Origin of the sequence: Nocardia brasiliensis, from assembly GCF_042691675.1 — a bacterium.
GTDB lineage: Bacteria > Actinomycetota > Actinomycetes > Mycobacteriales > Mycobacteriaceae > Nocardia > Nocardia brasiliensis_D.
The window spans coordinates 6,097,054-6,112,506 of record NZ_CP170507.1 but is presented as its reverse complement, the minus strand read 5'-3'; the positions used below and the strand labels follow the sequence as shown (position 1 = coordinate 6,112,506).

Here is a 15,453-nt window from a genome sequence, read left to right as displayed (position 1 = left end):
AAGTCGGGGCGGGTCAGCCGAGGGTGATGGCATCCAAGCGGGTGCGCAGGAACTCGGCGGAGACGACCGGTGGTCGACCGGTCACCCGACCGATCGGGGGTGCGAGTGGCGTGACGACGGCGTCGTGGTCGAGTTCGTAGAAGTAGATCAGCGACACCAGGTCCTCTTCCGGCGCCTCCGCCTGTGGTGGCAGCACCCGGTGCCGTCCGGACGGCCAGCGCTCCCCGCTCCAATAGGCAAGCAGGTCACCGATGTTCACGGTCAGCGCGGCGGGATCGTACGGCGCGTCGGCCCAGCCCCCTTCCTCGGTGAAGACCTGCAAGCCGCCCGCGCCCGGTTCGCGATCCAGCACGGTGACGGTGCCGAAGTCGGTGTGCGGCCCGATCCGGAACTGACCGGGCTCCGGTGTGCCGACCACGGTCATCGGCGGGTAGTGGTTGATATTGCAGGTCCAGGTGGGACGGCTGGCCAGGTCCTGGAAAGGGTTGGCGGGCAAGCGAAGCGCGGCAGCGAACAGCGCGAGCAGTTCATCGGACAGGGTGTGCACGGCGGCGGTGTAGGCGGTCACCAACTCGCGCAACTCGCGCACCTCGTCCGGCCACACATTGGGCAGGAACCAGACATCGTCGACGCGCGGGTCGCCGATCGCGGTGTCCGCGCCGACAGCGAAGGTCTCTTTCAGATCGGGTGGCGTCTCGGTGCCCTCCGCATAACCGTTGGCTTCCTTGCCCGGCCCGATCCACCCGCGCCCACCGACCGTGACAGCGTACTTTTCCTTCACCGGATCCGGCAGCGCGAAGAAGCGCCGGGCCGCGGCGCGCACCTGCCCGGCCAGCCCCGCCGGCACGCCGTGCCCGTGCACCAGCAGGAACCCGGCGCGCCGCAAGCCCTCGTCCACCTCGAGCTCGACCTCGGCCGCCGCCGTGCCGCCCGCTCGCCAGCGGGCCAGGTCGATCGAGGCGATCGCGCTCATTCGGCCTCGATGTCGGTCGCGACGCCGATGTCTTCGTGCCATAGCGCGGGATAGTCGGCGATGAACTCGCTCATCATCTCGATACAGCGGTGGTCGTCGAGGACGGTCACCGTGACGCCGTGTTCGGCCAGCCAGTCGTGCCCGCCGTGGAAGGTCCGCGATTCGCCGACGATGACCGAGCCGATGCCGAACTGGCGGACCAGACCGCTGCAGTACCAGCACGGCGACAACGTGGTCACCATGATCGTCGAACCGTAGTCGCGGCGGCGGCCGGCGGCGCGGAAGGCGTCGGTTTCGGCGTGGATGCTGGGATCGCCGGACTGCACACGGCGGTTGTGGCCGCGACCGAGCAGCGTGCCGTCGGCGGCGAACAGGGCCGCGCCGATCGGGATGCCGCCCTCGGCGAGCCCGCGCATGGCTTCGTCGTACGCCACGTCGAGCAGTTGTCGTGCCGATATTGCCTGCGTCATGGGTCAAGCCTGCAAGGGAACTATCCCGTCCGCAACGTACGGATCGTCCGCCACCACGACAAACCCCGCACGGCGGGGACAGGCGGCAGCGCAGAACAGGTGATGATCGCCACGCCGAACCGCGCCAGCGCCGGGCCGATACGACGGAAACCCCATGTGGCGAAGCGGATCCGGCCGGTCGGAACCCCAATTCTGGTGCCTCCGAAGGCAGGGGCACCGGTTCTGCCGTGTTCATCCAGCAGGCAGTTCGGCCTAGATTTGCTGGCCGCACAGGAGTTTCGGGTTGTGGGAGAGGTTGGGCGTGGTGGCAACGATGGTGATGGACGTGGTCCGCCCCGACTCCGAGACGGAGGTTCCGGCTGAGCGGTGGCGGCCGGTGACGCGGGTGCTGTTCCGGTTCGCGTTCGTCTACCTCGGCGTCGCGATGGCCGGGCAGTGGCTGTTTCTCAAGCTGTTCGGCTCGCTAGGGGTGCCGCACGAGTGGGTGCGGGAGGTCGGCAACGCGTGGTCGCTGCGCCTGCCGAGCGACTGGGTGGCCGAGCATGTCCTGCGGCTCAACAAGCCGCTGAGCTGGGCCGAGACCGGCAGCAGCGACACGGCCGCGGGCTGGGTGTCGGCGTTCACCTGGCTGCTCGTGGCGGCGGTGGCCACGGCGGTGTGGTCGGCCGTCGATCGGCGGCGGCCGAACCATGCGGTGCTGAACGAATGGTTCCGGCTGCTGCTCAGGTTTTCGCTGGCGACCTCGCTGCTGCTGTACGGGCTGGTCAAGGTGTTGCCGTCGCAGATGTCGTTCGAATTGCAGCGGCTCGTCGAGCCCTTCGGCGACATGAGCCCGATGGGGCTGCTGTGGGCGCAGACGGCGGCCTCGGAGCCGTACGAGATCGCGCTCGGCCTCGCCGAGGTCACCGCGGCCCTGTTGCTGCTCGTGCCGCTCACGGCGACGGCGGGTGCGCTGCTCGCGCTGGTGGTCGGTCTGCAAGTGCTGTTGCTCAACCTCACCTATGACGTGCCGGTCAAGCTGTACGCGCTGCATCTGCTGCTGTTGGCGATCGCTCTGGTCGTGCCCGAAGCCCGCAGGCTCGCACTGTTTCTCGCGGGCCGACGAGTCGATGCGGTGGTGCGGCGCCCGTTGTTCGCGAAGGCGCGATGGAATCGGGTAGCACGCGTAATCCAAGTGGTGCTCGCGCTCTGGTTCGTCTTCACCATCTTCACCGATGCGCTGGAAGCGTGGCAGCGCTACGGCAACGCCCGGCCCGAGTCGCCGCTCTACGGCATCTGGAATGTCACCGAATACTCCCTTGCCGGACAGGATCTGCCCGCGCTGGTCACCAGCAACGACCAGCCCCGTCCCGCGACCGCTATCGCGACCGAACGCCTCCGCCGGGTCATCTTCGACAACCCCGTCTCGGTGACCGTCCAGCGGATGGACGATTCGCTGGTCACCTTCCCTGGAACGGTCGACACCGACCAGCACACGGTGACCATCGCCCAGGACATGACGGGCAAATTCAAGTTCGGCACCTTCTCCTTTCAACGGCCGGAACCGAACAGGCTGATCTTGGACGGCCAGCTCGGCGGCCGCCCGGTGCGCATGCGGCTCGAGCTGCTCGACCTCGACCGTTTTCCGCTGGTCGAGCGCGGCTTCCACTGGGTCCAAGAGACGCCGTACCGGCGGTAGCCGAGTCGATTGCCGTCACACCGGGCGCAGGCCGTAGGCTCGAAAATTGTGCCGAACACGTCAGACCCCACCGCCGACCAGGCGGTATCCCAGCCCGCCGCCCCGAACGAGGGTGACCCGAACTACCTGGTCGGGCTCGATCTCGAGGGCCGCCGCGTCGTCGTGGTCGGCGGTGGCAGCGTGGCGCAGCGCCGGCTCGGACTGCTGATCGCCTCCGGCGCGGACGTGCACGTGGTGAGCCGCGAAGTCACCCCGGCGGTCGAGGGCATGGCGACGTCCGGGCAGCTCACCGTCACGCTGCGGGCCTACGCGGACGGCGACCTGGACGGCGCGTGGTACGCGATCGCCTGCACCGACGAACCGGAAACCAACGCGGCCGTGGTCGAGGAGGCCACCCGGCGGCGGATCTTCTGTGTGCGGGCCGACATCGCACGGCTCGGCACCGCGGTCACCCCGGCGACCGCCCGCTACGACGGCATGACCCTCGGCGTCCTGGCCGGCGGCCAGCACCGGCGCTCGGCCGCGGTGCGCAACGCGCTGCTGGAGGCCCTGCAATCCGGTGTGGTGACCGATGATTCGACACCGATCACGCCGGGCGTCGCGCTGGTCGGCGGCGGCCCCGGCGATCCCGACCTGATCACCGTGCGCGGGCGACGGCTGCTCGGCCGCGCGAACCTCGTGGTCGCCGACCGGCTGGCCCCGCCGGAACTACTGGCCGAACTCGGCCCCGACGTCGAGGTGATCGACGCCGCGAAAATCCCCTACGGCCGGGCGATGGCGCAGGACGCGATCAATGCCGCACTGATCGAGGGCGCCAAGGCAGGCAAGTTCGTGGTCCGCCTCAAGGGTGGCGACCCGTATGTCTTCGGCCGCGGCTTCGAAGAACTCAAGGCCTGTGTCGACGCGGGCATTCCGGTGACCGTGGTGCCCGGCATCACCAGCCCGATCTCGGTACCGGCCGCGGCCGGAATCCCGGTCACCCACCGCGGCGTCACCCACGAGTTCGTGGTGGTGAGCGGCCACGTCGCCCCCGATCACCCGGATTCCCTGGTCGACTGGCCCGCCCTGGCCCGCCTGCGCGGCACCATCGTGTTGATGATGGCCGTCGAGCGCATCGAGCAATTCGCCACCGTGCTCATCGAAGGCGGCCGCCCGGCGAACACCCCGGCCACCGTCATCCAGGAAGGCACCATGCGCACCCAGCGGGTGCTGCGCGCCGACCTCGGCACCGTCGCCGCCCGGGTCCGTGCCGAAGGGATTCGCCCGCCCGCCATCGTGGTCATCGGCCCCACGGCGGGCTTCTCGGCGGACAGCGTGGCAGAACCGACCTAGGCCAATCGTTTACAGTGGCTCACTGTGCTCCAGAATCCCGCTGCGGCGATGCAGTATCCGATGAAGCAGCGGGCCTTCGGGCTCGCCATCCTCGTGCTGAGCGGGCTGCAACTCATGGTGGTGCTGGACGGCACCGTGGTGATCTTCGCGCTGCCTCGGCTGCAGGAGGAAATGGGTCTGACCAGCGCGGGTAGCGCCTGGACGGTAACGTCCTACGGCCTCACCTTCGCCGGGCTGATGCTGCTCGGCGGACGGCTGGGCGACGCGTTCGGCCGCAAGCGGATGTTGATCATCGGCGTCGCGTTGTTCACCTTCGCCTCGCTACTGTGCGGACTGGCGCAGAACGAAGCCATGCTGCTCGCCGCGCGCGCCATCCAGGGCGCGGGCGCGGCCATCGCGGCGCCGACCGCATTCGCCCTCGTGGCAACGACTTTCGCGCCGGGCAAGGCGCGTAACCAGGCCATCGCGATCGTCGGCTCGATGGTCGGTATCGGATCGGTCGGCGGCTTGGTCGTCGGCGGCGCACTCACCCAGGTGTCCTGGCGCTGGATCTTTCTCATCAATGTGCCGATCGGTGCGCTGATCATCCTCGGCGCGGTGTACAAACTCGCCGACACCGCCCACCACCGGTCACCGCTGGACGTGCGCGGCGCCGTGCTCGGCACGCTCGCCTGCGCCGCCATCGTGTTCGGTGCGACCGAGGGGCCGGAGATGGGTTGGGACAACCCGGCCATCATCGGTTCGCTGGTGGGTGGCGCGGTGCTGCTCGTCGTTTTCGTGTTGATGGAACGGCGGGTGCCCGATCCGCTGCTGCCGTGGTCGCTGTTCGACAGCCGCGATCGCGTCGCGACCTTCCTGCTGATCTTCCTGGCCGGTGGCGTGCTCGGCGCGATGACATTCTTCGTCGCGCAGTTCCTGCAGAACGTGATCGGGTACAGCCCACTGCAGGCGGGCGTCGCGGCCATCCCGTTCACCATCGGCATCGGCATCGGTGGCGCGGTGGCTTCCAAGGCCGCCATGTTCGTCGCGCCGCGCTGGCTGCTGGCCGGTGCGGCGACCGTGCTCGGCATCGGTCTGCTGTTCGGTGCGACGCTCGACGGTGACGTGCAGTATCTGACGACGCTGCTGCCGCTGCTCGTGGTGATCGGTTTCGGCGTCGGCATGGCGATGGTGCTCGCGCCGCTGTGTGTGCTCGTCGGGGTGTCCGCGGCGAACATCGGGCCACTGTCCGCGGTGGGGCAGATGTTCATGAACCTGGCGACGCCGGTCGCCATCGGCCTGCTCAGCCCGATCGCGGCCTCGCGCACGCTGTCGCTCGGCGGGCGGACCGGCAAGGTGACCGATATGACCGCGACCGAGGTCGCCGCGCTGGGCAGCGGCTACACGCTGGTGCTCTTCGTGTGCGCGATCGTCGCGTTCGTGGCCGGTCTGATCGCGCTGACGGTGCGGTTCACGCCGCAGGAGCTCGCCCAGGCGCAGCACGCGCAGGAAGAGGCCCAGCAGGCATAAGCCTGCCGGGCCGTCGGATATCAGAGGCGGCCTGCGACCTTGCGTGGCGTGACCCGCACGATGACCCGCGGGCCGTCGTGCACGGACGCCGGGTTGAAGTCCGAATATTTCTGACCGGTGTATTTCATCGACAGCTCGTCCGGCAGCGTCTTGTCCGGGTCCGGCGTGAGCGTCGCGGTCCCGCGGATCTCCGCGTAGGTGTACGGGTTGTCCGGCGGGTTGATCATCACGGTGATCCGCGGGTCGCGGGCCAGGTTCTTGCCCTGTTGGCGATCGGTGGTGGTGGAGAACAGCAGATCGTCGCCGTCGCGCTTCAGCCAGATGACGGTCAGGTGTGGTTGCCCGTTGGGGCCGACCGTGGCCACGGTCGCGAACACCTTCGACTCGTCCAGATACTTCTTCAGATCCGCGGAAAGCTCAGCAGTATCGGTCACGCACAACTGGAACGCTCGGTCGGTCGAGGACATTCCGGTTGCCGTGCCATTCCGGCGAGAGCCGGGACGCACTGTGCCCCGGCCGCCGCCGGTGGTCAGGACGTGTGCTGGTCGGCAACGGTCAGTGCTCGGTCGAGAATCGCCAGCCCCTCTTTCGCTTCGGCCTCGCTGACGATGCACGGCGGCACCACATGCAGCCGGTTGAAATTGACGAACATCAGCAGTCCCGCGGCCCGGCATGCGGCGACGACCTCGGTCATCGCCGCACTCGTCGCACCGTACGGCGCGAGCGGTTCCCGGGTCACGCGATCGCGGACGAGCTCGAGCGCCCAGAACACGCCGGTGCCGCGTACCTCACCGATGCTCGGGTGGTGCTCGGCGAGTTCCCGCAAGCCGGGGCCGAGTACCCGCGCACCGATCTCGGCGGCGTTCTCGACGATGCCTTCGTCGGCCATCGCGGTGATCGTCGCGACGGCGGCGGCGGTGGCCAGTGGATGACCGGAATACGTGAGACCGCCGGGGTATGCCCGATTGTCGAAGGTCGCGGCGATGGCCGGGCTGATCGCCACCCCGCCGAGCGGCACGTACCCCGAGTTCACCCCTTTGGCGAAGGTGAGCAGATCGGGCGTGACGCCCTCGAAATGCTCTATCGCGAACCACTTTCCGGTGCGCCCGAACCCCGACATCACCTCATCGGCGATGAAGATGATGCCGTACTTGTCGCACAGGGCCCGCACACCGGCCAGGTAACCCGGCGGTGGAATCATGATTCCGGCTGTGCCGGGGATGGATTCGAGCACGATCGCGGCGATGGTGCTCGGCCCTTCGAACGCGATGGTCTGCTCGAGATGCGCCAAAGCGCGCTCGGTTTCCTCGGTTTCATCGCCCGCGTGGAACTGCGTGCGATAGAGGAACGGTCCGAAGAAGTGCACCACGCCGCTGTTGCCGTGGTCGTTGGGCCAGCGTCGTGGATCACCGGTCAGGTTGATCGCGGTCTCGGTGCCACCGTGATACGAGCGGTAGCGCGCCAAGACCTTGTAGCGACCGGTGTGCAGCCGGGCCATCCGCACCGCGTGTTCGACGGCCTCGGCGCCGCCATTGGTGAAGAAGATCTTGTTCAGCTCGCCGGGTGTCCGCTCGGCGATCAGCCTGGCCGCTTCCGAGCGGGCGTCGTTCACGTGCTGCGGTGCGACGGTGCACAGCTTCGCCGCCTGCTGCTGCACCGCCGCAACGACTTTCGGATGCTGATGGCCGATATTGGTGTTCACCAGCTGGGAGGAGAAGTCGAGCAGCCGGTTGCCTTCGCCGTCCCACACGTAGCAGCCCTGGGTGGCGCTGATCGTCATCGGGTCGAGCTGCGCCTGGGCGGACCAGGAATGGAAGACGTGGCGCCGGTCGAGCTCGTACGCGCGCGCCGCCGCCTGCCGGGCGGCTGCCGGGGTCAATCCGTTCGGGAGGGTCATCGGCGAGTTCTCCTGCGTCACTGGTGCTATCGGCTACTTGACGGTGACTACTTGTTCTCCGGGAACCCGAGATTGAGCCCACCGTGGCTCGGGTCGAGCCAGCGCGTGGTGACCGCCTTGCCGCGGGTGAAGAAGTGCACCCCGTCGGCACCGTGCGCGTGCGAGTCACCGAACAGCGAGTTCTTCCAGCCGCCGAAGCTGTAGTAGGACATGGGAACCGGGATCGGCACATTGATGCCGACCATGCCGACCTCCACCTCGTTGTGGAAGCGCCGCGCCGCGCCGCCGTCGTTGGTGAAGATGGCGGTGCCGTTGCCGTAGGGGTTGGCGTTGATCAGCGCGAGTGCGTCGTCATAGCTGTCCACCCGTACCACCGAGAGAACGGGGCCGAAGATCTCGTCGGTGTAGACGCTCATGTCCGTGCCGACGTGGTCGAGAATCGTCGGGCCGAGCCAGAATCCGTCGGCCGCGCCATCGGCGGCTATCGCGCGTCCATCGAGAACGACACGGGCACCGGCGGATTCACCCGCCGCGATGTACTCGGCCACCCGATCGCGGTGCGCCCGGGTGACCAGCGGACCCATATCGGCATCCCGGGTGCCGTCACCGGTCTTGATGGTGGCGGCCCGCTCGGTGATCTTGCCGACCAACTCGTCGGCCGCGCCGCCGACCGCGACCACCACGCTGATCGCCATGCAACGCTCACCGGCGGAACCGAATCCGGCGTTCACCGCGGCGTCGGCGGCCAGATCCAGATCGGCGTCCGGCAGCACCACCATGTGGTTCTTCGCACCGCCGAGTGCCTGCACCCGCTTACCGGCGGCCGTGCCGCGCTGATAGACGTACTGCGCGATCGGCGTCGAACCGACGAACGAGACGGCCTTGATGGCCGGGTTGTCCAGCAGCTCGTCCACCGCGACCTTGTCGCCCTGCACCACGTTGAAAACGCCTGCGGGCAAACCGGCTTCGTCCCACAGCGCGGCCAGCCACAGCGACGCCGACGGATCCTTCTCGCTCGGCTTGAGCACCACCGTGTTTCCGGCGGCGATCGCCAGCGGGAAAAACCACATCGGCACCATCGCCGGGAAATTGAACGGTGAGATGACCGCCACCGGGCCCAATGGCTGGCGGATGGAGAAGATGTCCACCTTCGTCGACGCGTTCTCGGTGTAGCCGCCCTTCAGCAGATGCGGGACGCCGCAGGCGAATTCGACCACCTCCAAGCCGCGGCTCACCTCACCCATCGCATCGGCGAGCACCTTGCCGTGCTCGGCGGTGATCAGCCCGGCGAGCTCTTCCTTGCGCTCGTTCAGCAGTTCCCGGAATCGGAACAGGATCTGGGTGCGCCGTGCCAGTGAGGTGTCCCGCCAGGCCGGGAAGGCGTCGGCGGCCGAGTCGATGGCGGCGCGGGTGTCCGCGACATTCGCCAGCGCGACCTGCCCGGTCACCTCGCCCGTTGCCGGATTGGTCACCGCCGCCGTTGCCTCGCTGGTGCCAGCGAAAGCCTTGCCGTCGACCCAGTGCGCGATTGTCTGCATTTCTCCTCGATTCGATCCGTGAGCGTCGCGGTGCGTCGGCGGATGGACGCGTCCCTGGTTACCACTCTCCGGCATCAACCTTGGCGGATGGCCCGACGATATGTACGTGATTTCCGATTTCGTATTACGATTCGTCGGTGCTTCCCTCCGTGGCCGATGTGCTGGCAATGCCGGTGGTGCGCGCCGGCGAGCCGCAGGTCGTCGGCGGGGCATCGCTGGACCGCCCGGTGCGCTGGGTGCACGTGAGTGACGTGGCGGATGTGGCGCAGTTGCTGGTCGGCGGGGAACTGATTCTGACCACCGGGCAGGCGATGAGCCACGGCGACATCGCGACGGTCGGCTACCTGACCGCGCTGGCCGCCGCCGGGGTATCGGGTCTGGTGATCGAGCTGGGCGGGTACGTGCCGGAACTCGCGCCGGTCGTCGCCGCGACCGCCGACGCGCTCGGGCTGCCGTTGATCGCGCTGCACAAGGTGACCCGGTTCGTCGAGATCACCGAGGCGGTGCACCGGGTGATCGTGGCCGAGCAGTACGCCGAACTCGAATTCGCGCGCACCGTGCACGAGACCTTCACCGACCTCAGCGTGCGCCGCGCCTCGCTCGCCGAGATCGTGAAAACCGCTGCGGGCATGCTCGATTCGTCGGTCGTGCTGGAGGACCTGGCGCATCGGGTGCTCACGCTGACCGCCCGGCACGCGTCCACCTCGGCGCTGCTGGACAACTGGGAGACCACCTCGCGGCTGCTGCCCGACGGCTGGGACGCGGTGGCCGTCGGCCCGCACACCCAGCGGTGGGGGCGGCTGATCCTGCCGGCCGGCCGGGTGCCCACCGCCCGGGCCCGGATGGTGCTGGAGCGGGCCGCCCAGACGCTCACGTTGCACCGGATGATCGAGAAGGACCGCTTCGGCCTGCACCGGCAGGCACAGACCGGTCTCATCGACGACATGGTCAACGGGCGGGTGCTGGACGAGCGGGACGCGGTGGCCAGAGCCGCCGCGCTCGGCCTGGCCCGGCGCGCCGCCTACGTCCCGCTGGCCATCGATATCGCCGCGGTCGCCGAAACCGATCCGGTCGCCAGGCAACGCCGCGCCGCGGGCATCCTGGACGCGGTGACCCACGGCCTCGGGCTGGCGAAGCTGACCGCGCTCGCCGCCGCCGACCAGGGCGATCGAGTCGGCATGATTCTCGCGTTGCCGCGCAGCGGCGATCTCGACGACAGTCTGACGGCCGCCTGTACGGCGATCATCGGTGAGGTGCGCCGCGTCGACGGCGTCGAGCGAGTGGTGATCGGAGTCGGCGCGGAATCGGATTCGCTGCTCGACACCGCCCACCAACTGCCGCACGCGGCGCACGTCGCGGAAGTCGCGCTGTCACTGGAGACTTCGGTGCCGCGGCCGTTCTATCGCAGTGGCGACGTGCGGCTGCGCGGGTTGCTCTCGTTGATCCGCAACGAGCCGGGCGTCCAGCGTTTCGCCGAAACCGAGCTGAGTGCGTTGCTGCGCTACGACATTCGCCACACCGCCGACCTGACCCGCACCCTGCGCCAGTTCCTCGACCTGGCGGGCAACAAGACCGAACTCGCGCGCCGGCTCAACATCAGCAGGCCGACCCTCTACGACCGGCTGGCCCGCATCGAACGCATTCTCGCCGTCGATCTCGAAGACGGGGAATCGCGCACCTCGCTGCACGCCGCACTACTCATCCGCGACCTCACAGCTACCGCCGACGCACGGTAAGTGGCGTGGCTCACGCCCGGACGCAGCCGTCGGCGCATGCGGGAACATCGCTGACCGTGGCGTCGTTATCAGCGCTTATGACAACCCTTGGATTGATCGGAAGTGGGAATATCGGCGGCACGGTGGCGCGGCTCGCCATTGCCGCGGGTCTGGACGTGGTGCTCAGCAACTCGCGCGGTCCGGAGACCCTCGCCGATCTCGTCGCCGAACTCGGCCCGCGGGCGCGGGCGGCGACCGCCGACGAGGCGGCCGCGGCGGGGGACATCGTGGTGGTGACCGTGCCGCTACGGAACTATCGGCAGGTGCCGGTGGCGCCGCTGGCGGGCAAGGTCGTCATCGATACCAACAACTATTACCCGGATCGGGACGGGACGTTCCCCGAGCTCGAGGAAGGGACGACGACAAGCAGCGAGCTGTTGCAGAAGCATCTGCCGACCTCGAAGGTGGTCAAGGCGTTCAACAACATCTACTTCGTGCACCTCGGCGCGCTGGCCCGCCCCGCCGGGGCGCCGGACCGCACGGCACTGCCGATCGCGGGCGATGACGCGGACGCGAAAGCCGCGGCGGCACAACTGCTCGACGTGCTCGGCTACGACACCGTCGACGTGGGCCCGCTGAGCGAGAGTTGGCGTTTCCAGGTGAATACACCGGTCTACGCGGATGCGTACGCGACGGCAGTTCCGTTCTGGGAGAACGCCGCGGCGCCCGCCGGTGCCGAGAAGATCCGCGCGCTGCTGGCCGCCGCGCAGCAGTAGCGCCTACACCTCTTACCTCGAACCCGGGAGCGCCCCCCTGCTCCCGGGTTCTTCCATGCCATCCGCAGCCGCGCCGCCCGTAGCGCTCGCCCAGTAAGTGACTGCTTACTTACTTCGGCGTCCATTGCTGTGCTGATTGCACAGTCTGTATCGGGTCGGGCAGTGGTGAACTTCCACCGCTGACGGAACTCATCGTGTCATGCCCCTAGAAATGGGGCTTATCACGCTAAATGTCAAGTGGGCCAACAGAATTGGCCTCGACATTCGAGACATCCTGTTATTCTTGGCTCGTCCGATCATCGGACATTCCGTTAGCCGCTCGGCATCAGCCCACCAAGCGGTTGGCGTCCGAGCGCCTGGTTCCTCGAGGGGAGGTGTCATGAAAATTCGTCGCACTTCGAAAGTTGTTGCCCTGACTGCGGTTCACCTCTGATCCGCAGCAGAGTAAGGATGGGGCGGCCCTGGATCGGGGCGCCCCACCCGCCCCTTGAATTCCTTGTACGAAAGGTCGACGGCGCGGTGACTCGAACAATCCCCGGCAAGCCCCACCTCTTGGCAGAAGTATCGGAAACCTCTGCCAATACTCTCGAATTGCGTAGCGGGGAGGTGACATTCGAGGTCGAGCCGGAAGACGACATCACCGCCGAACAACTAGGCGCGGTGCTGCGCTCGGCCGACGGATCAGCTTCCCTTTCGGAAATCTCGGCGAAGACGGGAGTCGCGCCGGACAAACTCACCTCGATCCTGCTGCCCGCGCAGATCACCGGCCTGCTCGCCGATCGCTCGGTGCCCGAGGCCGAGTCGCCGATGGTTGTGCTCAGCAGTGTCGAACACGTCGTGAACCGGCTGCTCGAGGAACTGATATTCGACGGCCCGTTCTGGCGGGCGATACTCGATCATCCGGAGCAGGTCGAGCCGAACGTCTATTACGGGTTCGGCCTGGAGAACTGGTTCTTCCTTTCCCGCGAAAGCGAATTCGACTCCGCGATCCTGTCCTATCCGAGCAGCGACGCGATCCGCACCATGGCGAACGACTTCTACCATGAGGAGCACCGGCACGACGACATCGTCGTCCGAGCCTTCGAAGGCTTGGGAATCAGTCGCCAGGACCTGGTGACGGCCCGGCCACTGTCCACCACATCGGGCCTGATCAAATTGCTGTCCTGGTGGGCGCGCACCGATCCGCTGTTCTTCATCGCCACCATCGGCATTCTCGAGGGACGTCTCGAACAGGCCGAAGGCGAAGGGGCCTACTACGATTCGTTCCTGCGCGCCTGTGCCACCGCGGGTATTCCCACGCATTTCGTCGAACCGCTGCGGCAGCACGCGCGGGTCAACGCGGGCCACGATCACGGCAGCGTGAGCCGGGAGTTCTTCGCGGCGTTGCCGCCACTTCCGGCCGGTACGCAAGCGCGCCTGGTGGGTAAAGCGCATCTGTTCGTCGAGGCCTACGCCGAGTTCTTCAACGGAATTCTCGAGTACTACGGCGATCCCGATCGACCGCTCGTGCGCACGATCGGTTCGTCACCCGTCACTACCACTGCAGGAGTTGAAGATGGCCGGCCATGAATTGCTGCGGCGTCCGACATTGCGCCGTGAGGTCGAGCGAACCGAGACGGCCGACGGTGTCCGGCTGTCGTATCTGGCGGACAAGCATTGGATCGAACTCGAATACCTCGAGGGACGTGCCGACGAATCCCGCAAGTTCTTCGAAGCATTGGCATCGGGCACCCGCACCGCCGACGACCTCGCGACCGAATTCCCCGGCAGCAGGGAAGAATTCGACGCGGTACTCGAAGCGCTCGATGAACAAGGCATGCTGGCCGACTCCGATACCGTCCCGCTGGGCAGCGGAACCACCGGTGTCGGCGCCTACGCGCAGCTCAAGCGTGCGGCCGATGCGGCGCGGGCGACAATCAACAGCCCGTTCACCGATGCGCTGGTGGCCGGGAAGGTGAGCAGAGACCAGATCATCGGCTACGCCATCGAATACTGGCACGTCACCCATTTGTGTCCACGCGCGCTCGCCCCGCTGTTGGCGCGCGACGATATCGGCATCGAAGTCTGGCAGCAGTTCATGGCCTTCTATCAAGCCGAACGCAACCACGACCGGATGCTGGAGAAGTCGCTGAAAGCCGTCGGAATCACCCGCGAGCAGCTGCTCCGGATGCAGCCGCTGCCCGCGACGATGTCCATCATGGCGACGATGGGCGTGCACGCTTACCAATTCCCGCTCGGCATTGTCAGCACGCTGTTCCCGATGGAGGAACCCGAACCCGACTTCCTCGAGCTGTTCCTGGCCCGGTGCCGGGAGAACGATCTGTCCGAGGAATTCTTCAAGCCGATCGCCGCCCATTCCGGCGTGAACGAGGACGAGGAACACGAGGCCGTCACCCTCGATCTGCTCGCCGAGTTCTCCTTCGTCGGCAACGAAGAACTCAATGAATGCGCCAAGGCGGTCGTCGATATCATCGAGCTGCGCGCCCGGCTGGATGGCCAGATCATGTCCTGGTACGCCGATGGCGGGCTGCGCATTTTCACCGATGCCTATCCAGTGGAGACGGGAAGGGCGCTGACGTGCTCGCCGCTAGCCGCCTTGCTCTGATCGCACTGGCGACTATCTGGGGTTCCAACTTCCTGCTGGTCGAACTGGCACTGGATGGCTCCAATCCGTCGCAGATCGTGGCAACGCGACTGTGGTTGGGTGGGGCCATCCTGCTGGGCTGTTGCCTGGCTCTGCGGCGGCAGCTGCCGCGTGGCTGGGGCATCTGGGCGCGGCTGCTGCTGATGGGGATTCTCGGGCAGGCCTTGCCCTGGATGTTGTTCGCCTGGGGTCAGCAGAACGTCTCCGTCAGCATGGCGGGCATCTACAACAGCGTGACTCCGCTGGCGTCCCTGCCGGTGGTCTGGCTGCTGTTGCGGGACAAGGGGAGCCGCGGTGAGGTCGTCGCGTCCGTGCTGGGGTTCGGTGGGATCATCGTGCTGATGGCACCGTGGGGCGAAGAGTCGCGCTCGACGTTGACGGGCCAACTCGCCTGTCTGGCAGGGGCTGTCTGCTACGCCGTCGCCTATGCGTACGCGAAGCATCTGATCAGCACGCTGGGCTACTCCAAAGTCGCACTGGCGGCCAGTCAGGCGATCGTCGCCGGTCTGCTGATGCTGGTGGTCACCGCGCCGCAATTGGCGCAACCGGTGGATCCCAGTGCCGCGGTCATCGGTTCGCTGGTCGCGATGGGAGTCGGGACGGCCGTGGCGTTCCTGCTCAACTACTGGTTGATCGGAACGGTGGGGCCGTTGCAGGCCGGGCTCGCCTTCTATCTGATGCCGCTGGTGGCGCTGGCGCTCGGCGTCGGCCTGCGCGGTGATGTGCTGTATGGGCATCAGATTGCCGGTGCCGCGGTCGTATTCATCGCGCTGGCGCTGCAGTACGCCATCGACCGACGAGAGTCGCTGGAGAGTTCGGAGCCGGACGACCATGCGGTATCGCACGCCGCGCTCGAACCAACGCTCGAGCCCGGCGAGACCGGGACGGCCGCCGGGCGAGCGAGCGCAGGTTGACCCGCGG

The 15,453-nt window shown here is 67.4% G+C and carries 13 protein-coding genes; 8 read left to right on the top strand and 5 right to left on the bottom strand.

Annotated features, from left to right (window positions below; genetic code table 11):
- Positions 1–13: 13 nt before the first annotated feature.
- Together ACFK0J_RS28120 and ACFK0J_RS28115 are read right to left on the bottom strand one after the other, a co-directional pair.
- Positions 14–973, bottom strand: a complete 960-nt coding sequence (locus ACFK0J_RS28120) for an isopenicillin N synthase family dioxygenase (RefSeq protein WP_378732368.1) — start codon at positions 971–973, stop codon at positions 14–16.
- Positions 970–1,416, bottom strand: coding sequence for a nucleoside deaminase (locus ACFK0J_RS28115; RefSeq protein WP_378743090.1), 447 nt, complete (start codon positions 1,414–1,416; stop codon positions 970–972). The genes ACFK0J_RS28120 and ACFK0J_RS28115 overlap by 4 nt, the downstream gene beginning before the upstream one ends.
- A gap of 331 nt (positions 1,417–1,747) precedes the next feature.
- Here ACFK0J_RS28115 and ACFK0J_RS28110 point away from each other — a divergent pair, with 331 nt between their 5' ends.
- The 3 genes from ACFK0J_RS28110 (at position 1,748) to ACFK0J_RS28100 (ending at position 5,962) form a co-directional block, all read left to right on the top strand.
- Entirely contained in the window at positions 1,748–3,121 is a 1,374-nt protein-coding gene (locus ACFK0J_RS28110; RefSeq protein ID WP_378732365.1) for a DoxX family protein, read from the top strand.
- Between the two features lie 126 nt (positions 3,122–3,247).
- The gene (gene cobA, locus ACFK0J_RS28105; RefSeq protein WP_378743088.1) at positions 3,248–4,453 is read left to right on the top strand and encodes a uroporphyrinogen-III C-methyltransferase; all 1,206 of its coding nucleotides are present in this window, start codon (positions 3,248–3,250) and stop codon (positions 4,451–4,453) included.
- A gap of 48 nt (positions 4,454–4,501) precedes the next feature.
- On the top strand, positions 4,502–5,962 hold the full coding sequence (locus ACFK0J_RS28100; RefSeq protein WP_378743086.1) for an MFS transporter: 1,461 nt from the start codon (positions 4,502–4,504) through the stop codon (positions 5,960–5,962).
- Positions 5,963–5,982: 20 nt separating this feature from the next.
- Here ACFK0J_RS28100 and ACFK0J_RS28095 read toward each other — a convergent pair whose 3' ends face one another.
- The 3 genes from ACFK0J_RS28095 to ACFK0J_RS28085 form a co-directional block, all read right to left on the bottom strand.
- Complete coding sequence (locus ACFK0J_RS28095; RefSeq protein ID WP_378732362.1) at positions 5,983–6,396, bottom strand: PPOX class F420-dependent oxidoreductase; 414 nt, start codon at positions 6,394–6,396, stop codon at positions 5,983–5,985.
- A 95-nt stretch (positions 6,397–6,491) separates the two neighbouring features.
- Complete coding sequence (locus ACFK0J_RS28090) at positions 6,492–7,859, bottom strand: aspartate aminotransferase family protein (RefSeq protein ID WP_378732359.1); 1,368 nt, start codon at positions 7,857–7,859, stop codon at positions 6,492–6,494.
- A 47-nt stretch (positions 7,860–7,906) separates the two neighbouring features.
- A complete protein-coding gene (locus ACFK0J_RS28085) occupies positions 7,907–9,397 on the bottom strand; it encodes a CoA-acylating methylmalonate-semialdehyde dehydrogenase (protein WP_378732356.1) in 1,491 nt (496 codons plus the stop codon).
- A gap of 167 nt (positions 9,398–9,564) precedes the next feature.
- On the opposite strand from ACFK0J_RS28085, the gene ACFK0J_RS28080 reads away from it, so the two are divergent.
- The 5 genes from ACFK0J_RS28080 to ACFK0J_RS28060 all read left to right on the top strand — a co-directional run bounded on the left by ACFK0J_RS28080 (position 9,565) and on the right by ACFK0J_RS28060 (position 15,446).
- Positions 9,565–11,133, top strand: coding sequence for a PucR family transcriptional regulator (locus tag ACFK0J_RS28080; protein ID WP_378743084.1), 1,569 nt, complete (start codon positions 9,565–9,567; stop codon positions 11,131–11,133).
- Positions 11,134–11,210: 77 nt separating this feature from the next.
- Positions 11,211–11,888 (top strand): NADPH-dependent F420 reductase, encoded by a 678-nt coding sequence (locus ACFK0J_RS28075; protein WP_378732353.1) that lies wholly within the window; start codon positions 11,211–11,213, stop codon positions 11,886–11,888.
- A gap of 591 nt (positions 11,889–12,479) precedes the next feature.
- On the top strand, positions 12,480–13,457 hold the full coding sequence (locus tag ACFK0J_RS28070; RefSeq protein ID WP_378732350.1) for a hypothetical protein: 978 nt from the start codon (positions 12,480–12,482) through the stop codon (positions 13,455–13,457).
- Positions 13,444–14,493 carry an iron-containing redox enzyme family protein gene (locus tag ACFK0J_RS28065; protein ID WP_378732347.1) on the top strand — a complete coding sequence of 350 codons (1,050 nt, stop codon included), beginning with the start codon at positions 13,444–13,446 and terminating at the stop codon, positions 14,491–14,493. Before ACFK0J_RS28070 ends, ACFK0J_RS28065 begins: the two co-directional genes overlap by 14 nt.
- A complete protein-coding gene (locus ACFK0J_RS28060) occupies positions 14,466–15,446 on the top strand; it encodes a DMT family transporter (protein WP_378732344.1) in 981 nt (326 codons plus the stop codon). The genes ACFK0J_RS28065 and ACFK0J_RS28060 overlap by 28 nt, the downstream gene beginning before the upstream one ends.
- Positions 15,447–15,453: the final 7 nt, after the last annotated feature.

Bases quoted from the DNA above. Each gene is read 5' to 3' on its own strand.
- ACFK0J_RS28075 (WP_378732353.1), top strand. From the start codon at position 11,211: ATGACAACCCTTGGATTGATCGGAAGTGGGAATATCGGCGGCACGGTG.
- ACFK0J_RS28090 (WP_378732359.1), bottom strand. From the start codon at position 7,859: ATGACCCTCCCGAACGGATTGACCCCGGCAGCCGCCCGGCAGGCGGCG.
- ACFK0J_RS28080 (WP_378743084.1), top strand. From the start codon at position 9,565: ATGCCGGTGGTGCGCGCCGGCGAGCCGCAGGTCGTCGGCGGGGCATCG.
- ACFK0J_RS28100 (WP_378743086.1), top strand. From the start codon at position 4,502: ATGCAGTATCCGATGAAGCAGCGGGCCTTCGGGCTCGCCATCCTCGTG.
- ACFK0J_RS28085 (WP_378732356.1), bottom strand. From the start codon at position 9,397: ATGCAGACAATCGCGCACTGGGTCGACGGCAAGGCTTTCGCTGGCACC.
- ACFK0J_RS28065 (WP_378732347.1), top strand. From the start codon at position 13,444: ATGGCCGGCCATGAATTGCTGCGGCGTCCGACATTGCGCCGTGAGGTC.
- ACFK0J_RS28120 (WP_378732368.1), bottom strand. From the start codon at position 973: ATGAGCGCGATCGCCTCGATCGACCTGGCCCGCTGGCGAGCGGGCGGC.